The organism is Streptomyces sp. NPDC056835 (genome assembly GCF_042789485.1).
In the GTDB taxonomy this organism is placed as follows: domain Bacteria; phylum Actinomycetota; class Actinomycetes; order Streptomycetales; family Streptomycetaceae; genus Streptomyces.
This window is the reverse complement of the sequence record NZ_JBHUBB010000042.1, coordinates 1-21,361: the sequence shown is the minus strand read 5'-3', so window position 1 is coordinate 21,361 and position 21,361 is coordinate 1. Positions and strand designations below refer to the sequence as shown.

At 68.3% G+C, this 21,361-nt stretch carries 17 protein-coding genes, 2 tRNA genes and 1 pseudogene; 12 read left to right on the top strand and 8 right to left on the bottom strand.

Annotated elements, in window-relative coordinates; all coding sequences use genetic code 11:
- Position 1 precedes the first annotated feature (1 nt).
- From yidC to rpmH, 4 genes are read right to left on the bottom strand one after another with little or no spacing between them, the layout of a single operon-like run.
- On the bottom strand, positions 2–1,279 hold the full coding sequence (gene yidC / locus ACFRMN_RS33900) for a membrane protein insertase YidC (RefSeq protein ID WP_383027147.1): 1,278 nt from the start codon (positions 1,277–1,279) through the stop codon (positions 2–4).
- Positions 1,280–1,282: 3 nt separating this feature from the next.
- Complete coding sequence (gene yidD, locus ACFRMN_RS33895) at positions 1,283–1,642, bottom strand: membrane protein insertion efficiency factor YidD (protein WP_383027144.1); 360 nt, start codon at positions 1,640–1,642, stop codon at positions 1,283–1,285.
- On the bottom strand, positions 1,639–2,010 hold the full coding sequence (gene rnpA, locus ACFRMN_RS33890) for a ribonuclease P protein component (RefSeq protein WP_383027141.1): 372 nt from the start codon (positions 2,008–2,010) through the stop codon (positions 1,639–1,641). The genes yidD and rnpA overlap by 4 nt, the downstream gene beginning before the upstream one ends.
- A 26-nt stretch (positions 2,011–2,036) precedes the next feature.
- Positions 2,037–2,174 (bottom strand): 50S ribosomal protein L34, encoded by a 138-nt coding sequence (gene rpmH, locus ACFRMN_RS33885; protein ID WP_030354375.1) that lies wholly within the window; start codon positions 2,172–2,174, stop codon positions 2,037–2,039.
- 376 nt (positions 2,175–2,550) lie between these two features.
- Between rpmH and dnaA the strand changes: the two genes are divergently transcribed.
- The 11 genes from dnaA (at position 2,551) to ACFRMN_RS33830 (ending at position 17,202) form a co-directional block, all read left to right on the top strand.
- The gene (dnaA, locus tag ACFRMN_RS33880) at positions 2,551–4,326 is read left to right on the top strand and encodes a chromosomal replication initiator protein DnaA (protein WP_383027139.1); all 1,776 of its coding nucleotides are present in this window, start codon (positions 2,551–2,553) and stop codon (positions 4,324–4,326) included.
- 883 nt (positions 4,327–5,209) lie between these two features.
- Positions 5,210–6,340, top strand: a complete 1,131-nt coding sequence (dnaN, locus tag ACFRMN_RS33875) for a DNA polymerase III subunit beta (protein WP_030354377.1) — start codon at positions 5,210–5,212, stop codon at positions 6,338–6,340.
- An 89-nt stretch (positions 6,341–6,429) separates the two neighbouring features.
- The gene (gnd, locus tag ACFRMN_RS33870; RefSeq protein WP_383027136.1) at positions 6,430–7,317 is read left to right on the top strand and encodes a phosphogluconate dehydrogenase (NAD(+)-dependent, decarboxylating); all 888 of its coding nucleotides are present in this window, start codon (positions 6,430–6,432) and stop codon (positions 7,315–7,317) included.
- 32 nt (positions 7,318–7,349) lie between these two features.
- On the top strand, positions 7,350–8,567 hold the full coding sequence (gene recF, locus ACFRMN_RS33865) for a DNA replication/repair protein RecF (protein WP_383027134.1): 1,218 nt from the start codon (positions 7,350–7,352) through the stop codon (positions 8,565–8,567).
- On the top strand, positions 8,564–9,184 hold the full coding sequence (locus ACFRMN_RS33860) for a DUF721 domain-containing protein (protein ID WP_383027131.1): 621 nt from the start codon (positions 8,564–8,566) through the stop codon (positions 9,182–9,184). The genes recF and ACFRMN_RS33860 overlap by 4 nt, the downstream gene beginning before the upstream one ends.
- 453 nt (positions 9,185–9,637) lie before the next feature.
- Entirely contained in the window at positions 9,638–11,716 is a 2,079-nt protein-coding gene (gene gyrB / locus ACFRMN_RS33855) for a DNA topoisomerase (ATP-hydrolyzing) subunit B (protein ID WP_383027128.1), read from the top strand.
- Between the two features lie 51 nt (positions 11,717–11,767).
- A complete protein-coding gene (gene gyrA, locus ACFRMN_RS33850; RefSeq protein WP_383027126.1) occupies positions 11,768–14,431 on the top strand; it encodes a DNA gyrase subunit A in 2,664 nt (887 codons plus the stop codon).
- A gap of 87 nt (positions 14,432–14,518) precedes the next feature.
- Positions 14,519–15,139 carry a DUF3566 domain-containing protein gene (locus tag ACFRMN_RS33845; protein ID WP_383027123.1) on the top strand — a complete coding sequence of 207 codons (621 nt, stop codon included), beginning with the start codon at positions 14,519–14,521 and terminating at the stop codon, positions 15,137–15,139.
- 58 nt (positions 15,140–15,197) lie between these two features.
- Positions 15,198–15,271: transfer RNA gene (locus ACFRMN_RS33840), tRNA-Ile, on the top strand.
- A 191-nt stretch (positions 15,272–15,462) separates the two neighbouring features.
- Complete coding sequence (locus ACFRMN_RS33835) at positions 15,463–15,597, top strand: DLW-39 family protein (protein WP_211266759.1); 135 nt, start codon at positions 15,463–15,465, stop codon at positions 15,595–15,597.
- Positions 15,598–15,864: 267 nt separating this feature from the next.
- Positions 15,865–17,202, top strand: coding sequence for a hypothetical protein (locus tag ACFRMN_RS33830; RefSeq protein WP_383027120.1), 1,338 nt, complete (start codon positions 15,865–15,867; stop codon positions 17,200–17,202).
- Between the two features lie 12 nt (positions 17,203–17,214).
- Here the strand turns inward: ACFRMN_RS33830 and ACFRMN_RS33825 are convergent, their stop codons facing one another.
- Positions 17,215–18,789 carry a protein kinase gene (locus tag ACFRMN_RS33825; RefSeq protein WP_383027117.1) on the bottom strand — a complete coding sequence of 525 codons (1,575 nt, stop codon included), beginning with the start codon at positions 18,787–18,789 and terminating at the stop codon, positions 17,215–17,217.
- A gap of 34 nt (positions 18,790–18,823) precedes the next feature.
- Entirely contained in the window at positions 18,824–19,372 is a 549-nt protein-coding gene (locus tag ACFRMN_RS33820; protein WP_030354386.1) for a transcriptional regulator, read from the bottom strand.
- A gap of 186 nt (positions 19,373–19,558) precedes the next feature.
- Here ACFRMN_RS33820 and ACFRMN_RS33815 point away from each other — a divergent pair.
- Positions 19,559–19,631: transfer RNA gene (locus ACFRMN_RS33815), tRNA-Ala, on the top strand.
- 158 nt (positions 19,632–19,789) lie between these two features.
- Here the strand turns inward: ACFRMN_RS33815 and ACFRMN_RS33810 are convergent.
- Both ACFRMN_RS33810 and ACFRMN_RS33805 read right to left on the bottom strand, forming a co-directional pair.
- Positions 19,790–20,635, bottom strand: a complete 846-nt coding sequence (locus ACFRMN_RS33810; protein WP_383027115.1) for an SDR family oxidoreductase — start codon at positions 20,633–20,635, stop codon at positions 19,790–19,792.
- A 494-nt stretch (positions 20,636–21,129) separates the two neighbouring features.
- Positions 21,130–21,361, bottom strand: a pseudogene (locus ACFRMN_RS33805) (alpha/beta hydrolase); the annotation flags it as partial.

The window sequence follows — 21,361 nt, the reverse complement described above, 5'->3', positions numbered from 1 at the left end:
CTTACTTCTTGGACGGGTGCTTGGGCCGCTGCTGGCCCTTACGCTGCCCCGACTTGGCTTGGCGTGCGGAACCGGCGGCGGGCTTGCCCGACGGCTTGGACTTGGTGTCCTGCGGCTCGCCCTTCTGCAACGAAGTCTTCGCCGGCTCACCAGCGGCCTCGGAGTCCGTGGGCTGTTCCGGCTTGTCCGTACCCGACTGGGCGGCGGCGGCCTGCCTCTGTGCCTTTGTCTGACGCTTCGGCTGCTGCCGCCTGGCAGCAGCACCGGACTCGGCCTCGGCAGCGGCGGTGTCGCTCTTGATCACCGTTCCGTCGGGCTGCGCGGCGAGCCCCGCCTTGGCCAGGCTCGTGACGAACTTGCGCTCGTTGTCATTGCGGTCCGGGCCCTTGGCCACGATCGCCTGGACGATGTTGCGCTTACGACGGGACCGCACCTCGCTGTGCGCCGTGATGGTCTTCAGCAGACGCCCCAAGTACTGGTCCTGCGCCTTGCTCCCCGGGGTCGGGTTCTGGTTGATCACATACATCTGCTGGCCCATGGTCCACACGTTGGTGGTCAGCCAGTAGACGAGCACACCGACGGGGAAGTTGACACCCGTGACGGCGAAGATCAGCGGGAAGATGTACATCAGCATCTTCTGCTGCTGCATGTACGGCGTCTTGACCGTCAGGTCGACGTTCTTCGTCATCAGCTGGCGCTGCGTGTAGAACTGCGACGCCGACATCAGCACGATCATGATCGCGGTGACGACCCGCACATCGGTCAGCGTGGCGTTCAGGGACGCGACCTTCTCGCTGCTGTCCATGAACTTGGCGGCCAGCGGGGCGCCGAAGATATGCGCCTGACGCGCGCTGTCGAGCAGCCCCTGGTCGATGACCCCGATGGTCTTGCCGCTCGCGATGCTGGAGAGCACGTGGTAGAGGGCGAAGAAGAACGGCGACTGCGCCAGGATGGGAAGACACGAGGAGAGCGGGTTGGTACCCGTCTCCTTGTACAGCTTCATCATCTCTTCGGACTGACGCTGTTTGTCGTTCTTGTAGCGCTCCTGGATCGCCTTCATCTTGGGCTGGAGCACCTGCATGTTCCGGGTCGACTTGATCTGCTTGACGAACAGCGGGATCAGACAGATCCGGATCAGTACCACCAGGGACACGATGGACAGTCCCCAGGCCCAGCCCGTGTCGGGGCCGAAAATCATCCCGTACAGCGAGTGGAACTGGACGATGACCCATGAAACAGGTGTGGTGATAAAACTGAAGAGACTGGCAATCGTGTCCACTAATCAGGCTCCTTGAGCGTTGGGCGAGGTCTCTGCGGCCGGACTCGGGGTGTCGGGGGCCGATCCCCCGGAAGGCACGCCAGCGGCGGAGTGTCCGCCCTTACGGCCGCGCCAGGCATTGCGCAGCGATTCATGCCAGCGCGGGCGTTTGCGCGGCGGAACATGGTCCACACCACCCGGCGACCACGGATTGCACCGCAGAATGCGCCAGGCGGTCAGCGCCGTGCCCTTCACCGCGCCATGTCGGTCGATGGCCGTGTATCCGTAGTGCGAACACGACGGGTAGTACCGGCAGACGGGCCCGAGAAGCGGGCTGATCGTCCACTGGTACAGCTTGATCAGAGCCAGCAGCGGGTACTTCATCGTGTGCCCCCTCCCAGCAGCCGCTGAAAGGCGGCGTCCAGGTCTCGGGCCAGGTGTGCATATTCGGCGTCGCCTGCTCCGGGCAGCGCCCGTACGACAACCAGGCTACCGGGGGGCAGCTCGGACAGTCGTTCGCGTATCAGATGACGCAGTCTCCGCTTCACCTGGTTACGTACGACGGCTCCACCCACGGCCTTGCTCACGACGAAACCCGCACGCGTCGGGAAGGCGCTCTCCCCAGGCGCGTGCGGGTCCGTTGCACCGCTACGTAGATGGACGACGAGAAGCGGGCGTCCGGCCCGGCGTCCCCGGCGTACCGCGGTCGCGAAGTCCTCGCGCCGCCTCAGCCGATTCTCGGTAGGCAGCACGTCATGACCTGTTGGCGATCAGGCGATCAGGCCGACAGACGGGCGCGACCCTTGCCACGGCGGGTCGCGAGAATCGCGCGGCCGGCACGGGTACGCATCCGCAGCCGGAACCCGTGGGTCTTGGCACGACGACGGTTGTTCGGCTGGAAGGTGCGCTTGCTCACTCGGGGGCTCCAGAAAATGATGTGTGGATGGCGGGACATCGCCTGGCTGTCACCGTGCGCCCACGAGAAGCTGAGAAGCTCGCGATCACGCCCGAGTGCACCGCTTCACAACCACAGATCGTGATCTTTGCCCATCGGAGGCAGGCGGCAGCAGCCATCGACAACTCGACCTGGTCACGGTACGCGCGGCTACGCCATCCGGTCAAACCCGCTCCGTGCCGGGTTCCATTGTGCACAGGCTGTGGACAACAACTTGAACCGCGCGGGTCGCCCTGACTACCGTGGCTGAACTCCGGCTTCATTTCCTGCCGGTCTTCCCATCCCGTCCCGAGAACCACGCATTCGTGGAACCTGGACCTGCGAGAGAGCGTGCCTTGTGGCTGATGTACCTGCCGATCTTGCTGCAGTGTGGCCACGAGTGCTGGAGCAGCTCCTCAGGGAGGGCCAGCAGGGCGTCGAGCCCAAGGACAAGCAGTGGATCGAGCGCTGTCAGCCCCTCGCACTGGTCGCCGACACCGCGCTGCTCGCCGTCCCCAATGAATGGGGCAAGCGTGTCCTGGAGGGCCGGCTCGCCCCTCTCATCAGCGAGACGCTGAGCCATGAGTGCGGCCGCCCCATCCGGATCGCCATCACCGTCGACGACTCGGCCGCCGAGCCCACGCCGCCGGCCCCGCCCGTGCCCCAGCAGCACCGCTACCAAGGGCCGTCCCACGACGAACAGCGGCAGGGCGATACATACGACGGCTACGGGCACCGCCCGTCGGACGACGGCATGCCGTCGGTACGGCCCGCGTACCCGGACTATCAGCAGCAGCGCCCCGATCCCGGCGCCTGGCCGCGGACCCAGGAGGACCTGTCCTGGCAGCAGCCCCGGCTCGGCGGCTACCAGGATCGCGATCCGTACGCCACCGCTCACCAGCAGCAGCCGCAGCACGACTACCGGCAGCCGCAGGGGCCCGAGCACTCCCCGTACGAGCAGCACCCCGACCGGCGCGAGCTCCAGGAGCCGCCGTCACCGCGCCACGGCGGCGGGCCCAATGTCGGCCGCGGGGGTCCGCGCGGCGGAGCGCTGGGACCGCTGGGCGCCCAGCCGGCCCCTGCGCCGGGTCCCGGCGAGCCGCATGCCCGGCTGAACCCCAAGTACCTCTTCGACACGTTTGTGATCGGGGCGTCCAACCGGTTCGCGCACGCGGCCGCGGTCGCGGTCGCCGAGGCCCCGGCGAAGGCGTACAACCCGCTCTTCATCTACGGGGAGTCCGGGCTCGGCAAGACGCATCTGCTCCACGCCATCGGGCACTACGCGCGCAGCCTCTACCCCGGCACGCGCGTGCGCTATGTGAGCTCGGAGGAGTTCACGAACGAGTTCATCAACTCGATCCGCGACGGCAAGGGCGACACCTTCCGCAAGCGGTACCGGGATGTCGACATCCTGCTGGTCGACGACATCCAGTTCCTGGCGAGCAAGGAGTCGACGCAGGAGGAGTTCTTCCACACCTTCAACACGCTCCACAACGCCAACAAGCAGATCGTGCTGTCCTCGGACCGGCCGCCCAAGCAGCTGATCACCCTGGAGGACCGGCTCCGTAACCGCTTCGAGTGGGGCCTGACCACCGACGTCCAGCCGCCGGAGCTGGAGACGCGTATCGCGATCCTCCGTAAGAAGGCGGTGCAGGAGCAGCTCAACGCCCCGCCCGAGGTGCTGGAGTTCATCGCCTCCCGTATCTCGCGGAACATCCGTGAGCTGGAGGGCGCGCTGATCCGCGTGACGGCGTTCGCCTCGCTCAACCGGCAGCCGGTGGATCTCGGCCTCACCGAGATCGTGCTCAAGGATCTGATCCCGGGCGGGGAGGACTCGGCCCCGGAGATCACCGCGAGCGCCATCATGGCGGCGACCGCCGACTACTTCGGGCTGACGGTGGAGGACCTCTGCGGCTCGTCGAGGAGCCGGGTGCTGGTGACGGCCCGCCAGATCGCGATGTACCTCTGCCGTGAGCTGACCGATCTCTCCCTGCCCAAGATCGGCGCGCAGTTCGGCGGCAGGGACCATACGACCGTGATGCACGCGGATCGCAAGATCCGCGCGCTGATGGCCGAGCGGCGCTCGATCTACAACCAGGTCACCGAGCTCACCAACCGCATCAAGAACGGCTGACAGCCGGCTCGCCGCCCGCTGCCGAGGCGCCCAGAGACCCCGTCCGCGACGGTCTCTGGGCGCCTTTTCGCGTGTCGTACGGACCCGCTTCGCGGTGTACGGACCCCGCGGCGGCCGGGTCCGCGTGTTGCCGCAGGGCCCTCGCTGTTCGAATACCTGGCGGTGGAGGGGCCTTCTCCACAGATCGGGGCCCGATCTTCCGTCCACAGCCTGGGGACCGAGAAGTTGTCCAGACAGCGTCCACAGGCACAGTCGGTGGGAGATCATCAGCCCAGGTCAGAGCCCTGTGGATTTGTGGCCGCCGCCGCTCCACAGACTGTGGACGAAAAATTCTTCCACAGGGCGCCTGCGCTGTTGTCCACTGGCAGCCCACAGGCGGGCCTCCCTTTCCCACAGCTTCTCCACACCCCTGTCCACTGTTCGGCAACGAAACGCCCGGGCTCACTGAGTCGAGTGAAAGGCGTCACACCAAGGAGGTCGATTGGGCTGTGGGGAACGTGGGTAAAGCTGGGGACGTGGCTGGGGAGAAGTCCCTGTGTCCTGTGCATCGGTTGTGCAGAACTTCCGCCCGTCCACAGAACGACCGGGTTGTCCACGGACGGCGCCCACAGGGTCGGTGGACAAAAAAACGGGTCTGACCTGCGCAGATGACGTTATCCACGGTTTCCACAGGCCCTACTACTACTCCCACTCAGAGTTAACGGGGAATCCGCTTCGAAGAAGGCCCTGTGCACAACTCGGCCCCGGAGCCCTCGCCGCCTGCCGCGCCGACTTGACCCGCAGCCGCACCGACTGTCGGTGCCGTACGTCAGACTGGTCCCCGGCATCACAGCCGACGACGAAGGCCAGCAGGGCGAGCCAGCAACAGCAGGAGGCGGTTCCGGTGAAGATCCGGGTGGAGCGCGATGTACTCGCGGAGGCGGTGGCCTGGGTGGCCCGCAGCCTTCCGGCCCGTCCGCCGGCGCCCGTACTCGCAGGCCTTCTGCTGAAGGCCGAGGACGGCGCTCTCAGCTTCTCCAGCTTCGACTACGAGGTCTCGGCGCGGGTCTCGGTGGACGCCGAGGTCGAGGAGGACGGCACCGTCCTCGTCTCCGGCCGGCTCCTCGCCGACATCTGCCGCGCGCTGCCGAACCGGCCGGTGGAGATTTCCACAGACGGTGTACGGGCGACCGTGGTCTGCGGCTCGTCGCGCTTCACGCTCCACACCCTTCCGGTGGACGAGTACCCGGCGCTGCCGCAGATGCCGACCGCGACGGGCACCGTTCCCGGCGAGGTCTTCGCCTCGGCCGCCTCCCAGGTCGCCATCGCCGCGGGCCGCGACGACACGCTGCCGGTGCTGACCGGTGTACGGATCGAGATCGAGGGCGACACGGTCACCCTGGCCTCGACCGACCGCTACCGCTTCGCGGTCCGTGAGTTCCTGTGGAAGCCGGAAGCCCCGGATGTGTCCGCGGTCGCGCTGGTGCCCGCCAAGACGCTGCTGGACACCGCCAAGGCGCTCACCAGCGGTGACACGGTCACCCTGGCGCTCTCCGGAGCGGGCGCCGGCGAGGGGCTGATCGGTTTCGAGGGCGCCGGTCGGCGTACGACCACCCGGCTGCTCGAAGGTGATCTGCCGAAGTACCGCACGCTCTTCCCGACCGAGTTCAACTCCGTCGCGGTGATCGAGACCGCCCCGTTCGTCGAGGCCGTCAAGCGTGTGGCGCTGGTCGCCGAGCGGAACACCCCGGTGCGGCTGAGCTTCGAGCAGGGCGTGCTGATCCTGGAGGCCGGTTCCAGCGACGACGCACAGGCTGTGGAGCGCGTCGACGCGCAGCTGGAGGGCGATGACATCTCGATCGCCTTCAACCCGACCTTCCTGCTCGACGGGCTGAGCGCGATCGATTCGCCGGTCGCCCAGCTCTCCTTCACGACGTCCACGAAGCCGGCACTGCTCAGCGGCCGCCCGGCCGTCGACGCGGAGGCGGACGAGGCGTACAAGTACCTGATCATGCCGGTACGCCTGAGCGGCTGACCCCACAGGTGAGTGGCCGGGTCCGGGCGTAGGCTCGGATCCGGGTACGAACCCGGGTACGAATCGCCTCAACGCTTAAGGAACACCTGATGGAGCTCGGTCTCGTCGGTCTCGGCAAGATGGGCGGCAATATGCGCGAGCGTATCCGCCGCGCAGGCCACACCGTCATCGGATATGACCGCAATCCGGACCTCGCCGATGTCCACAGCCTCCAGGAGCTGGTGAGCAAGCTCAAGGGTCCGCGAGTGGTGTGGGTGATGGTTCCGGCCGGTGCCGCGACCCAGGCCACGATCGACGAGCTGGCCGCGCTGCTGTCGCCCGGCGATGTGGTGGTGGACGGCGGGAATTCCCGCTGGACGGACGACGAGAAGCACGCGGTCGAGCTGGGTATCAAGGGCATCGGCTTCGTCGACTGCGGTGTCTCCGGCGGGGTTTGGGGCCTGGACAACGGCTACGCGCTGATGTACGGCGGCACCCCGGAGAATGTGGAGAAGGTGCAGCCGGTCTTCGACGCGCTCAAGCCCGAGGGCGACTTCGGTTCCGTGCACGCCGGCAAGGTCGGCGCGGGCCACTTCGCCAAGATGGTCCACAACGGCATCGAGTACGCCATGATGCAGGCCTATGCCGAGGGCTGGGAGCTGCTGGAGAGCGTCGACTCGGTCACCGATGTCCGTGAGGTGTTCCGCTCCTGGCAGGAGGGTACGGTCATCCGTTCCTGGCTGCTGGATCTGGCGGTGAACGCCCTGGACGCGGATGAGCACCTGGAGCAGTTGAAGGGCTACGCGGAGGACTCCGGCGAGGGCCGGTGGACGGTCGAGGCGGCCATCAACAACGCGGTGCCGCTGCCCGCGATCACCGCGTCGCTGTTCGCGCGGTTCGCGTCCCGGCAGGACGATTCACCGCAGATGAAGATGGTCTCGGCGCTGCGCAATCAGTTCGGCGGCCACGCGGTCGAGCCGAACAAGCCGAAGAAGTAGAGCCCTGAGCCGGGGGAGGCCCGCGTACATCCATGCACGTCACGCATCTGTCGCTGGCCGACTTCCGGTCCTACGCCCGGGTCGAGGTACCGCTCGATCCGGGCGTCACCGCGTTCGTGGGGGCGAACGGGCAGGGGAAGACCAATCTGGTCGAGGCGGTCGGCTATCTCGCGACCCTCGGCAGTCACCGGGTGTCGTCGGACGCCCCGCTGGTGCGGATGGGTGCGGACCGTGCGGTGATCCGGGCCGCGGTCACCCAGGGCGAACGTTCGCAGCTGGTGGAGCTCGAACTCAATCCCGGCCGCGCGAACAGGGCGCGTATCAACCGGTCCTCGCAGGTCAGACCGCGTGATGTGCTGGGGATCGTACGGACGGTGCTGTTCGCGCCGGAGGATCTGGCGCTGGTGAAGGGCGATCCGGGTGAGCGGCGCCGGTTCCTCGATGAGCTGATCACCGCGCGTTCGCCCCGGATGGCCGGGGTGCGGTCGGACTACGACCGGGTGCTCAGGCAGCGCAATACGCTGCTGAAGTCGGCGGCGATGGCGCGACGGCACGGCGGGCGTGGCATGGATCTGTCGACGCTGGATGTGTGGGACCAGCATCTGGCGCGCGCGGGGGCCGAACTGCTGGCGCAGCGGGTCGATCTGATCGCGACGCTCCAGCCGCTGGCGGACAAGGCGTATGAGCAACTGGCGCCCGGGGGCGGCCCGGTGGCGCTGGAGTACCGTTCCTCCGCCGGTGATCCCGGCGAACCCGGTGACCTTGGCGGTTCCGTGGCGCCCGGCGCTCGCGGCGAGCACGCTTCGGGGCCCGGGGCGGGGGACGGGCTCGTGGCCTCGGCAGGGACGTCGCGCGACGAGCTGTACGCGCATCTGCTGGCGGCCCTGGCCGAGGTGCGCAAGCAGGAGATCGAGCGGGGTGTGACGCTGGTCGGTCCGCACCGCGACGACCTGGTGCTGAGGCTGGGCCGGCTGCCCGCGAAGGGGTACGCCAGCCATGGCGAGTGCTGGTCCTTCGCGCTGGCGCTGCGGCTGGCCTCGTACGATCTGCTGCGCGCCGAGGGCAATGAGCCGGTGCTGGTGCTGGACGACGTCTTCGCCGAGCTGGACGCGCGGCGCCGGGAACGGCTCGCGGAGCTGGTGGTTCCGGGTGAGCAGGTGTTGGTGACGGCGGCCGTCGATGACGATGTGCCGGGGGTGCTCGCCGGGGCGCGGTTCGCGGTGGCCGACGGCGCGGTGGAGCGCGTATGAGCATCTCTCGCAAGCCGTCCGGGGCGGCCGGGTCCGGCGGATCCGGGGGGCCCGCCGAACTGCCGGGGTCCTCAGCGGCCTCCGGGGCGCCGGGTGCGCCGCTGCCCCCCGAGTCGTCGGGGGTGGATCTGGCGCGGGTCGCGCTGCGCGCGGCGAAGGAGCAGGCGCGGGCGAGGGGCGCCGCCGTACAGCAGAAGCGCCAGGCGGGGCGGGGCGGCGGGCTGCGTTCCGGGGCGCGGGCGGACGGCCGTGATCCGCTGCCGCTGGGTGCGGCGATCAACCGGCTGATCACGGAGCGGGGCTGGGAGACGCCGGCGGCCGTGGGCGGGGTCATGGGCCGGTGGCCGCAGATCGTCGGTGAGGACGTGGCGAAGCACTGTGTGCCGCAGCGGTACGACGACGGCGATGACGAGCGGGTGCTGACGGTGCGGTGCGACTCGACGGCGTGGGCGACGCAGCTGCGGCTGCTGGCGCCCCGACTGGTGGCGCGGCTGAACGAGGATCTGGGGCAGGGCACCGTACGGCTGATCAAGGTGTTGGGCCCGGGGGGTCCGCCGCAGCGGTACGGCCGGCTGCGTGCGCCGGGCAGCAAGGGCCCGGGTGACACGTACGGCTGATGGCGCCGGTTCCGCCTTGACAGCTGGAAGAAGGCTCTGACCAGGGATTTCGGCGTCGGCGGGACATGGCTGCCGACCGCTGCCCGCTCTGCGGCGGCGGGTCGGGCGTGCGGTCGCGGGGTCCGCCGCGGACCGGTCGCCCGGCTGCTCCGGCCCTCTCTCCGACTCCGGGATGCCCTGGCGGGACGCCTGGGGAGATTGAGGTGTCCCTCACCGTAGTGGGAGGTTGACAGGCCGAAGCGCTCAATGCCGGTGTGAGCCTCTTGGAGCCCCTTCCCGAATATGGGGAGTCGGTGGGCGCTCATTCAGGGCGGCACATGCGGACTCAGGTACCGGCAAACCCCCATTCGGGTCGGCGCTACCGGTAGACTGGTGGAAAATCCCGCTGTGCTTGCGGGACCCGTCGATACAAGCCGAACGACGCAGCCGCTCCCGCTTGCCGGAGAACGGCCTGTGCTGTGCCAGAAAGGGCGCTTCGTGGCCGATTCCGGCAACCCCAATGAGAAGACTCCGTCCACCGCCACTGGAGAGAACGGCGAGGTGACCGCCTCGTACGACGCCAGTGCCATCACTGTGCTTGAGGGCTTGGACGCGGTCCGCAAGCGGCCCGGCATGTACATCGGTTCCACCGGTGAGCGTGGGCTGCATCACTTGGTGTACGAGGTCGTCGACAACTCCGTCGACGAGGCCCTGGCCGGGCACGCGGACACCATCGACGTGACGATCCTCGCCGACGGCGGGGTGCGCGTGATCGACAACGGCCGCGGTATCCCGGTGGACATCGTTCCGTCCGAGAACAAGCCGGCCATCGAGGTCGTGCTGACGGTCCTGCACGCGGGCGGCAAGTTCGGCGGCGGCGGTTATGCCGTCTCCGGTGGTCTGCACGGCGTCGGCGTCTCGGTCGTCAACGCCCTGTCGTCGAAGGTCTCGGTCGAGGTCAAGCGGGACGGCTACCGCTGGACGCAGGACTACAAGCTCGGTGTGCCGACGGCTCCGCTGGTCCGTAACGAGGAGACCTCGGACTCCGGTACGACGGTGACGTTCTGGGCCGACCCGGACATCTTCGAGACGACGGAGTACTCCTTCGAGACGCTGTCGCGGCGCTTCCAGGAGATGGCCTTCCTCAACAAGGGCCTGACCCTGACGCTGACCGACGAGCGCGAGTCGGCGAAGGCCGTCGTGGGTGCCGATGTCGCGGGCACGGACGTGACCGAGGGCACGAGCGAGGAGCCGTCCCGTACGGTCACGTACTTCTACGAGGGCGGCATCGTCGACTTCGTGAAGTACCTCAACTCGCGCAAGGGCGAGCTGATCCATCCGACGGTCATCGACATCGAGGCCGAGGACAAGGAGCGGCTGCTCTCGGTCGAGATCGCGATGCAGTGGAACGCGCAGTACAGCGAGGGTGTGTACTCGTTCGCGAACACGATCCACACGCATGAGGGCGGTACGCACGAGGAGGGCTTCCGCGCGGCGATGACCGGCCTGGTCAACCGCTACGCGCGCGAGAAGAAGTTCCTGCGTGAGAAGGACGACAATCTGGCGGGCGAGGACATCCGCGAGGGTCTGACCGCGATCATCTCGGTGAAGCTGGGCGAGCCGCAGTTCGAGGGTCAGACGAAGACGAAGCTCGGCAACACCGAGGCGAAGACCTTCGTCCAGAAGATCGTGCACGAGCACCTGACGGACTGGTTCGACCGCAACCCGAACGAGGCGGCGGACATCATCCGCAAGTCGATCCAGGCCGCCACGGCCCGGGTCGCCGCCCGTAAGGCGCGGGATCTCACCCGGCGCAAGGGGCTGCTGGAGAGCGCGTCGCTGCCGGGCAAGCTGAGCGACTGCCAGTCGAACGACCCGTCGAAGTGCGAGATCTTCATCGTCGAGGGTGACTCCGCCGGTGGTTCCGCGAAGTCGGGCCGTAACCCGATGTACCAGGCGATCCTGCCGATCCGGGGCAAGATCCTCAACGTCGAGAAGGCGCGGATCGACAAGATCCTCCAGAACACCGAGGTGCAGGCGCTGATCTCGGCGTTCGGCACCGGTGTGCACGAGGACTTCGACATCGAGAAGCTTCGCTATCACAAGATCATCCTGATGGCGGACGCCGATGTCGACGGCCAGCACATCAACACGCTGCTGCTGACGTTCCTGTTCCGCTTCATGCGCCCCCTGGTCGAGGCAGGACACGTCTATCTGTCGCGTCCGCCGCTCTACAAGATCAAGTGGGGCCGGGACGACTTCGAGTACGCCTACTCCGACCGGGAGCGCGACGCCCTGGTGGAGCTGGGCAAGCAGAACGGCAAGCGCATCCGCGAGGACTCGATCCAGCGCTTCAAGGGCCTGGGCGAGATGAACGCCGAGGAACTGCGGGTCACCACGATGGACATCGACCACCGGGTGCTCGGCCAGGTCACGCTGGACGACGCGGCCCAGGCCGACGATCTGTTCTCGGTGCTGATGGGCGAGGACGTCGAGGCGCGGCGGTCGTTCATCCAGCGCAATGCCAAGGACGTCCGCTTCCTCGACATCTGAGTCGGTCTCAGCTGACGGATTCGACAAGGCCGAAAGGAACACTGACCAGCAATGGCCGACGAGAACACCCCTGACACCCCTGACACCCCCGAGAGCTCCGGCGCCCCCGGCACCCCTGGTACCCCTGTGGTCCAGGAGGTCGAGGCGGTCGAGGGTCTCGCGATGCGCGTAGAGCCCGTCGGGCTCGAAACGGAGATGCAGCGCTCGTATCTCGACTACGCGATGTCCGTCATCGTGTCGCGCGCGCTGCCGGACGTACGGGACGGTCTCAAGCCCGTCCACCGGCGTGTGCTCTACGCGATGTACGACGGCGGCTACCGGCCCGAGAAGGGCTTCTACAAGTGCGCCCGCGTCGTCGGTGACGTCATGGGTACGTACCACCCGCACGGCGACTCCTCGATCTATGACGCGCTGGTCCGGCTGGCGCAGCCGTGGTCGATGCGGATGCCGCTGGTGGACTCCAACGGCAACTTCGGTTCTCCGGGCAATGACCCGGCCGCGGCCATGCGGTACACCGAGTGCAAGATGATGCCGCTGTCGATGGAGATGCTCCGGGACATCGACGAGGAGACCGTCGACTTCACGGACAACTACGACGGCCGTAACCAGGAGCCGACGGTTCTGCCGGCGCGGTTCCCGAATCTGCTGATCAACGGCTCCGCCGGGATCGCCGTCGGTATGGCCACGAACATCCCGCCGCACAATCTGCGGGAGGTCGCGGCCGGTGCGATGTGGGCGCTGGAGCACCCCGAGGCGAGTCACGAGGAGCTGCTCGACGCGCTGATCGAGCGGATCAAGGGCCCGGACTTCCCGACCGGCGCGCTGGTCGTGGGGCGCAAGGGCATCGAGGAGGCGTACCGCACGGGCCGCGGCTCGATCACGATGCGCGCGGTGGTCGAGGTCGAGGAGATCCAGAACCGCCAGTGCCTGGTGGTCACTGAGCTGCCGTACCAGACCAACCCGGACAATCTCGCGCAGAAGATTGCCGACCTGGTCAAGGATGGAAAGGTCGGCGGCATCGCGGATGTCCGCGACGAGACGTCCTCGCGTACGGGCCAGCGGCTGGTCGTCGTCCTGAAGCGGGACGCGGTCGCCAAGGTCGTCCTGAACAACCTGTACAAGCACACCGATCTGCAGAGCAACTTCAGCGCGAACATGCTGGCGCTGGTGGACGGCGTGCCGCGCACGCTCTCGCTGGACGCGTTCATCCGGCACTGGGTGACGCATCAGATCGAGGTCATCGTCCGGCGTACGAAGTTCCGGCTGCGCAAGGCCGAGGAGCGGGCGCACATCCTGCGCGGTCTGCTCAAGGCGCTCGACGCGATCGACGAGGTCATCGCGCTGATCCGGCGCAGTGACACGGTCGAGATCGCGCGTGAGGGCCTGATGGGGCTGCTCACGATCGACGAGATCCAGGCGAACGCGATCCTGGAGATGCAGCTGCGCCGGCTGGCCGCCCTGGAGCGGCAGAAGATCGTCGCGGAACACGACGAACTGCAGCAGAAGATCAATGAGTACAACGCGATCCTGGCCTCGCCGGAGAAGCAGCGGCAGATCGTCCATGACGAACTGGCCGTCATCGTCGACAAGTTCGGCGACGACCGGCGTTCGAAGCTGGTGCCCTTCGACGGTGACATGTCCATCGAGGACCTGATCGCCGAGGAGGACATCGTCGTCACGATCACCCGTGGCGGCTATGTGAAGCGTACGAAGACGGACGACTACCGCTCGCAGAAGCGCGGCGGCAAGGGCGTACGCGGTACGAAGCTGAAGGAAGACGACATCGTCGACCACTTCTTCGTCTCGACGACGCACCACTGGCTGCTGTTCTTCACGAACAAGGGCCGGGTCTACCGGGCGAAGGCGTACGAGCTGCCGGACGCCGGGCGCGACGCGCGGGGTCAGCATGTGGCCAATCTGCTCGCTTTCCAGCCGGACGAGCAGATCGCCGAGATCCTGGCGATCCGTGACTACGAGGCCGTGCCGTATCTGGTCCTGGCCACGAAGGCGGGTCTGGTGAAGAAGACCCCGCTCAAGGATTACGACTCACCCCGCTCGGGCGGTGTCATCGCGATCAACCTCCGGGAGACGGACGACGGCGCGGATGACGAGCTGATCGGCGCGGAGCTGGTGTCGGCGGAGGACGATCTGCTGCTCATCAGCCGGAAGGCGCAGTCGATCCGGTTCACCGCGACGGACGACGCGCTGCGCCCGATGGGGCGCGCCACTTCGGGCGTGAAGGGGATGAGTTTCCGCGAGGGCGACGAACTGCTCTCGATGAATGTCGTCAGGCCCGGTACGTTCGTCTTCACTGCTACAGATGGCGGATACGCGAAGCGGACCGCTGTCGATGAGTATCGCGTTCAGGGTCGTGGCGGTCTGGGTATCAAGGCCGCCAAGATTGTGGAGGATCGGGGTTCTCTCGTCGGTGCTTTGGTGGTGGAGGAAACGGATGAGATCCTTGCCATCACTCTCGGCGGCGGTGTGATTCGCACGCGAGTCAACGAAGTCAGGGAGACCGGCCGTGACACGATGGGTGTCCAACTGATCAACCTGGGCAAGCGGGATGCCGTCGTCGGTATCGCGCGCAATGCCGAGGCGGGACGCGAAGCCGAAGAGGTCGACGGGACCGATGACCCGGGGACCGAAGAGGCTGGTACGGCCGAGGTCGTCGCCGAGGGCACTCAGCCTTCGGCCGGGGAGCACGAGGAGTAGAGCGTGAGTGGAGCCACGGGCGCCGGATCGGCCGCTTCCGGAGCGAACGGTGCCCGTGGCCCTGCCACGGACTCCCAGGGGGTAACGGTGACCGACACCCGGGGGCAGAAGCCCCCTTACGAGAAGTACGGCCCCGAGCAGCCGCAGCCGGCCGCTCAGCCGTATCACCCGCCGCAGGCGTATCCCTCGCCACAGGGCGGCGGGCCGAGCCAGGGCGGACAGCAGATGCAGCAAGGGGCTCCCGTGACATCTGCCGTTTCCGGTGGGGCCGGTCCTTCGGGGTCTCCCGCCGCTTCCGCGGTACGCCGGCCGCGGACGGGCGCGCGGACGACTCCGCGTACCCGCAAGGCACGACTGCGGGTGGCGAAGGCCGATCCGTGGTCGGTGATGAAGGTCAGTTTCCTGCTCTCCATCGCGCTGGGTCTGTGCACCATCGTCGCGGCCGCCGTGCTGTGGATGGTCATGGACGCGATGGGCGTCTTCTCGACAGTGGGCGGGACGATCAGTGAGGCCACGGGCTCGAACGAGAGCAATGGCTTCGACCTCCAGTCGTTCCTGTCGCTGCCGCGAGTGATCATCTTCACGTCGGTCATCGCGGTGATCGATGTGGTGCTCGCGACGGCGCTGGCGACGCTCGGGGCCTTCATCTACAACCTGTCCGCGGGCTTTGTGGGCGGTGTTGAGCTCACGCTCGCCGAGGACGAGTGAGGGCCGGGTATCGATTTTGGGGCTGGCCCTGAAGTGCGCTAATCTTCAGGGGCAGCGCGGGGCTATAGCTCAGTTGGTTAGAGCGCATCCCTGATAAGGATGAGGCCACAGGTTCAAATCCTGTTAGCCCCACCGCGACAATCGGCCCGTACGGATCGCATCCGTACGGGCCGATCGTATTTCGCGGCAGTCGCTCTTTGAGGCCCCCTTTGGGCTCGGCCTGAGTTCCGCCTCGCTTGCGGGCAGGTCACCGATCGGTATCGGTCGGTGTGTATAGTCGGGCGCCAGAAGTCCCCTACGTCAAGGAAAGACGAGGTCGCGCGGTGAAGAAGCTTCTCTTGGTCGCACTGGCCGCCATCGGCGGGCTCCTCGTGTACCGCCAGATCCAGGCGGACCGCGCCGAGCAGGATCTGTGGACGGAGGAGACCGACTCCGTGCCCGCAGGTTCGGGTGTGTGAGACGCAGTAGTCCTGATACGAGCCCCGGCCGCGGAGCGGTCGGGGCTCTGTGCTGTCCGGGCCCCATGCGCCTCTGATTTGAATTCACTCACGTGAATCTTTGTATTGCTTACGCAAAGGCTGGGTGGGTGGGCCGGGAGTGATCCGGCCGAGTGATCCGGCTGACCGTGCGGGCACCGCCGACAGTGGGCAGACAGCGGAGGGAGCCCCGGGGCAGGATGGACCGACCGACAGGGCCGGGCGGGCCGAGAGGGCGAGGGGAAGCGCGTGAAGTGGCAGTGCGGCAGGGGGCGGGCGGGGTCGGCGAGGGGCCCCGGGGCGGCGGCGGTGGGCGCGGCGGTGTGCGTGCTGGCGGCGCTGCCGGGCCAGGCCCGGGCGGACGGTGAGCCGAGCCCGTACGCCTTCGATCCCGGCGCGAAACGGATCAGCGGAGCGGCGACCACGAGCGAGGCGAAACCGCTTGACGCCGAAGGCACTTACCGCGATTCGATCGAGCCCGGTGGCACGCTCATCTACCGGCTGAACCTCGACGCGGAGACGAACGCCTATGTCTCGGCCGTCGCCGTGCCCGGACCGGCGACGACGGTCGCCTACGGAGACAAGATCAAGATCTCGCTGCAGAACAGCCAGGGCAGCGACTGCGGCTCCAACGACGCGCAGTTCGGCGCGGCGAGCAAATTCCCCCGGCCGCTCGCGGCCTACGCCTACCGGCTGATCGAGGAAGGGGCGTACTCCTGCCAGGAAGCCGGCCCCTACTACGTCGTCATCGAGCGGACCGGCGAGGACACCTCCACCCCCGAGCCGTGGGGGCTGGAGATCCGCCATGTCTCCGAGCCGAAGCTCACGGGCCCCGGACCGTCCGAGGCGCCCTCGGGGTGGCCCAGCGCCTCGCCCGTGCCGGCCGGTGACGAGCCGCAGGCACGCGCGGGCGGCACGGGCTTCTACAACGCGGCGGAGCTGGGGAAGGGCGAGTGGACAACGGAGATCGAGCCGGGTGCCTCGCTCTTCTACCGGGTGCCGGTGGACTGGGGGCAGCAGATCTTCGCCGCCGCGGACCTGGGCAGCGCGGCGGCATCCGGGCCGGGCTCGGGGTCCCGGTCGGGGTTTGTGAGCGGCGCGTTCTCCATGGCCCTCTACAACCCGGCGCGAGGGCTCGTCGACACCAGCAACTCGCTGTCGTACACCGGGAAGCAGAAGACGACGTCCCTCGATCCGCTGCCCCCGGTGGCGTACGAGAACCGCTTCGGCTCGCGGACCGGCGACAAGGAGATGAGGTTCGCGGGCTGGTACTACCTGCGCGTCAGCCTCAACCCGGAGGTGGGCGAGAAGTTCGGCGCGGGGCCGTACGGGCTGACGCTGCGGGTCGACGTCGAGGGCGACCCGAAGGACGCTCCGGCGTACGCGGGGTCCGCCGGCGATTTCAGCGTGAACCCGGACGACCGGCAGTCGGCGACGGACGACGGGACGACCGGGACCGGCGCCGCGGACAACGACGCGATGAAGCTGGTCGCGGCCGGGGGGATCGGTGTGGGCACCGTGCTGGTGCTGGGCCTCGGGGTGTGGACGCTGCTCGCGCGGCGGCGCGCGGAAGTGGGCTCCGGCTGAGAGCCCGGACGTTCAGTTCTGGATCTGGGTGAGGGCCCAGATGCCCACGGCGAAACAGGCCAGCGCCAGCAGCAGGACCGGGACCGTCACCTTCGGGGGCGGTCCCGGGCGTTTGGCGGGGGCGTGGTGGGCAGGTGTGCGCGGCTGGGGAACCGCCTGCTGCTGAAAGGGCACTTGCGGGCTCTGAGCGGTGTACGGGCGGGTGTGGGCCTGTTCGTGCCGGACGCCCGCTGTCTCCGCCTGGGAGAGGTGGGGCGGTGTCGCGTAGTCGTAGTGAGGGGGGACGTGCTGCGCCGGGTACGGCGGGACGTGGGCCGGCCGGGGGGTGGGCTGAGCTTGCGGGGCCTGCTGCGGGGCGTGCTGGTGCGGGGCGTTCTGGGGGGCGTGCGGGGCGGGCTGAGGCTGCTGGCTCTGCTGGGCCTGCTGAGACTGCTGGGGCGCGTGGTCCCGGTCCGGCGGCGGGGGGAGATGGAAACTTCCGGTCTCCGACATGGAGGCGGGCCCGGGCGCCGGGGTGGGGGGCGGCGGCGGTGTGAGGGACGACGCGGCCGTCGCCGGTCCGGCCGGGGGCTGAGCCGCGCGCGGGTCGGTGTACGGGCCGCCGGTGGCGCCGGTGGACGGAGCGGCGGGGTGGCCGCCGGTCTGGGGATCCATGACGCGACCGGCGCGACCGGCCGGGCCGACGGGGGCGGTGGGGCCGGTGGGAGTGGTGGGGCCGGTGGGACCGAACGCGGAGGGGAGCGGACCGATCTGGTCGAAGACCTCGACGATCTCGTCGTCGATGCCGGGCTCGGGCAGCAGCTCCACGGCCGTTGTCAGCGCCTTGCGGGCGCCCGTGGCCGTACGGAACCTCGCGTGCGGGTCGGGCTGCAGCAGGCCCGCCAGGACCTGCCACAGCGGCTCGGGGATGCCCTGGGGCGCCCCAGGGGTGCCGTGCGCGGCGAAATGCTCGACCAGGGCCTTGGCGTCCGGCTTCTGACCCTGGAGCAGATAGAGAGCCACGAGACCGACCGCGAAGAGATCGGCGGGGAAGTCCGGCTCGGCGCCCATCATCTGCTCGGGCGCGAAGTAACCGGGCGTTCCGACCACATAGTTGATCTCCGTCAGGCGCGGCTCGCCCTTGCGCATGGAGATGCCGAAATCGGACAGCCGCAGATGCGGTCTGCCCGTTCCGGTGGCCTCCAGCAGGATGTTGGCCGGTTTGATGTCGCGATGCACGACCCCCTCCGCGTGCACCGCGGCCAGACCGGCCAGCAACTGGTCGAGCAGGGTGCAGACGAAGCGCGGCGGCAGCGGCCCGTAGTCGCCTATGACATGCGCCAGCGAGCCGCCGCTCACCAGATCCATGGTGAACAGGACCTTGTCGTCGTCCGCGGCCCAGCTGGCCGGGGCGAGGACATGCGGGTGATCGATCCGCAGGGCCTGCTCCCGTACGAACCGCAGCAGGGTGTGCGCGTCGCTCTGCTGGAGGACCTTCGCCGCCACATAGCGCCGGCGCCGGTGGTCCCAGGCACGCCAGACGGCACCGACACCGCCGCGTCCGATCGGGTCGATCAGCTCGTACCGTCCCGCGAAGACCTCACCCATGCGCCGCGCTCGCTCCCCGTCGTCCCGTACGCCGTCAGCTTTGATGCGCCTCGTAGTGGGCGACCGCCTCCGCGGTGCGCCCGGCGCCGTAGACCCTGAGGAACTCTGCCAGTTCGGGCTGGGTCGGGGCGAGGGAGTCCGCGGCATCGATGATGTCGCCGGCCGCCGCGACCGAGCGCAGCAGGGACTGGATCTCGCGGACCACCCGGCGCACGGTCGGCGCGCCCGAGCTGTTCGTCGTCTGGCTGGTGCCGGTGAGGACGGAGCCCCCCTGCGACTTCTTGATCTCCTCCATCCGGTCCGTGGCCTCCCCGGCGCTCACGCTTCCGTCGGCCACCTGACCGGCCAGATCCTGCAGCGCCTGGACCCGCTGGACCACGGCCGGGTTCCCGATCTTCGCGCGTTGACCGCTCATCAACTGGGAGAGCATCGGCGCGGAGAGTCCGAGGACCGCCGCGAGCCGGGCCTGATTCAGGCCCAGGTCATCTATGAGACGACGGAAGAGCGCCCCCAACGGCTCTCCGTACCAGCTCCGCTGAAGTTCTCTGGCTCTGGCAGTCGATTCCTGCTGTGCGGCGTCCATGCGCGTCTCCCCATCGCTTCCCCAATTGCGGCAGCTTCGCTGCTGCGAACCTCGTGGGGCATCTTACGGAGCGTGGTCGTGCACGGGGAGTCCCAATCCTTTTGCGGGATCACTCGGTATACCCGGTACCCTGGTCCCGGTGATGGACGAGCGCTGCTCCGCGCTCGGCCGTACCCATCCCATCGAGGGGCCTTAGCTCAGTTGGTAGAGCGCTGTCTTTGCATGGCAGATGTCAGGGGTTCGACTCCCCTAGGCTCCACACCCCAAGAGCCCATCTGACCTGCGGAAACACAGGTCAGATGGGCTCTCTGTGTTCATAACGTCAGCACCGTGTCAGCGCCGACCTCAGCTGCTCACGGTCGCCGGATCCGGCGCGGACTGTGCGCCGTGGGCCGGAGGCCGTGTGCGCGTGGTGGGTCAGATGACCGGGAGCGTGCCGCCATCGATCACATGCTCGGCACCGATGATGGAAGGCGCCCGGTCCGAGACGAGGAAGGCGATGAGTTCGGCGATTTCCGCGGTGGCCACCGGCCGGCCCAGAGGGATACCGCCCGGCACCATGGCGTGGGCGAACTGCCGCAGCACGGTGGTCCGGTCGGAACCGGTGGCAGCGGCGATCTGATCGGCGATCTCCTCGATGGCGGGCTTCTGGATGAAGCCCGGGGCCACCGTGTTGACGCGTACGCCACTGGGCGCGACCTCGGTGGCCAGGCCCTTGCTGTAGGCGGTCAGGGCGGCCTTGGCCGCGGTCAGGGCGATGCTGTTCTGCGGGACATCGTCCGGGCCCCCCAGGCGCACATCCGTCAGCGGCATACGGCGTTGGATCGTGGTGACGTGCAGGACCACGCCGCGGCCCGCCGCGACCATGTCCGGCACCAGAGCGCGGTCCAGACGCACGGCCGCCATCAGGGCGGTGTTCAGGAACTCGGCCCACTGACCGTCGTCGATGTCGGCGAACCCGCCCGCGGTCAGGCTCGCGCCCACGTTGTTGATCAGCACGTCCACGCCGCCGAGACGTTCACGGACCCGGGCCACGACCGTCTCGACACCTGCCGTGGTGGACAGGTCGGCCGCGACGAACAGCTCCGGGTCATGAAGATCGTCCGGTGTGGTCCGGGCCGTGGTCATCACCGTGGCGCCTGCCCGGCCCAGCCGCGCGACGATCCGTGCTCCCAGCCCCTGGGAGCCACCGGTGACCAGGACACGCCTGCCGTGGAGGGACTCGCCGGCTGCCCAGTCGTCCGAAGTGTTCGCCGCGGTCATCACACTGCTCCTCAGGTAGGGAAAGGGTCGTTCTCACTCACGAGTGTCGAGGACGGTTCTGAGACAGTGGATGCTCCGAACGCCCGGAAAGATGTCCGGTCGTCCCGAGGATGGGTGTGAAGCGGGACAGTCGCGCAAGGGCGCGGTCCGGCCGCGGCCACCGTCCACGGCTACCGCATTGCCCTGCTCGTAGGCGCCGCGGTCGTCCTGGCGGGCGCCCTCAGCGCCCTGCTCCTGCCCAGGCCGCCAAAGGACGCAGCCGCAGTGGCATGACCCGCTTCGGCCTTGGGACTGGTAGGCGCGCATGTTCAGGAGTCGCGCTATTCGCCATGGGCGCCGGTCGATCGTCACCCTGTGTCGGTGCTCCGCGGGCATGATGACCGCCGTGGACACCGAGATACCGGCTGGGGCTCTCGGCTCTCGGCTCTTTGCCGGGGCCGGGGGCGGGATGGGTGGCTGCCGAGCGGGATGGGTGGCTGCCGAAACGAGGGCGTTCAGAGGTGGGTGCGCAGGAAACTGTCGATCTTGGTGACGGCGGGGGTGACGAACTCAGGGAGGTCGTAGAAGTCGAAGTGGGTGCCGTCCTCGATGAGGAAGAGTTCCTTCGGTTCCTGGGCGGCGGCGTAGGCGGCCTGGCTCTGCTGGAGGGTCTCGGCCTTGGTGCCGGCGATGAGCAGGAGCGGGGTGGGCGCGAGGAGTTCGATGGTGTCCAGGGCGGAGAACTGG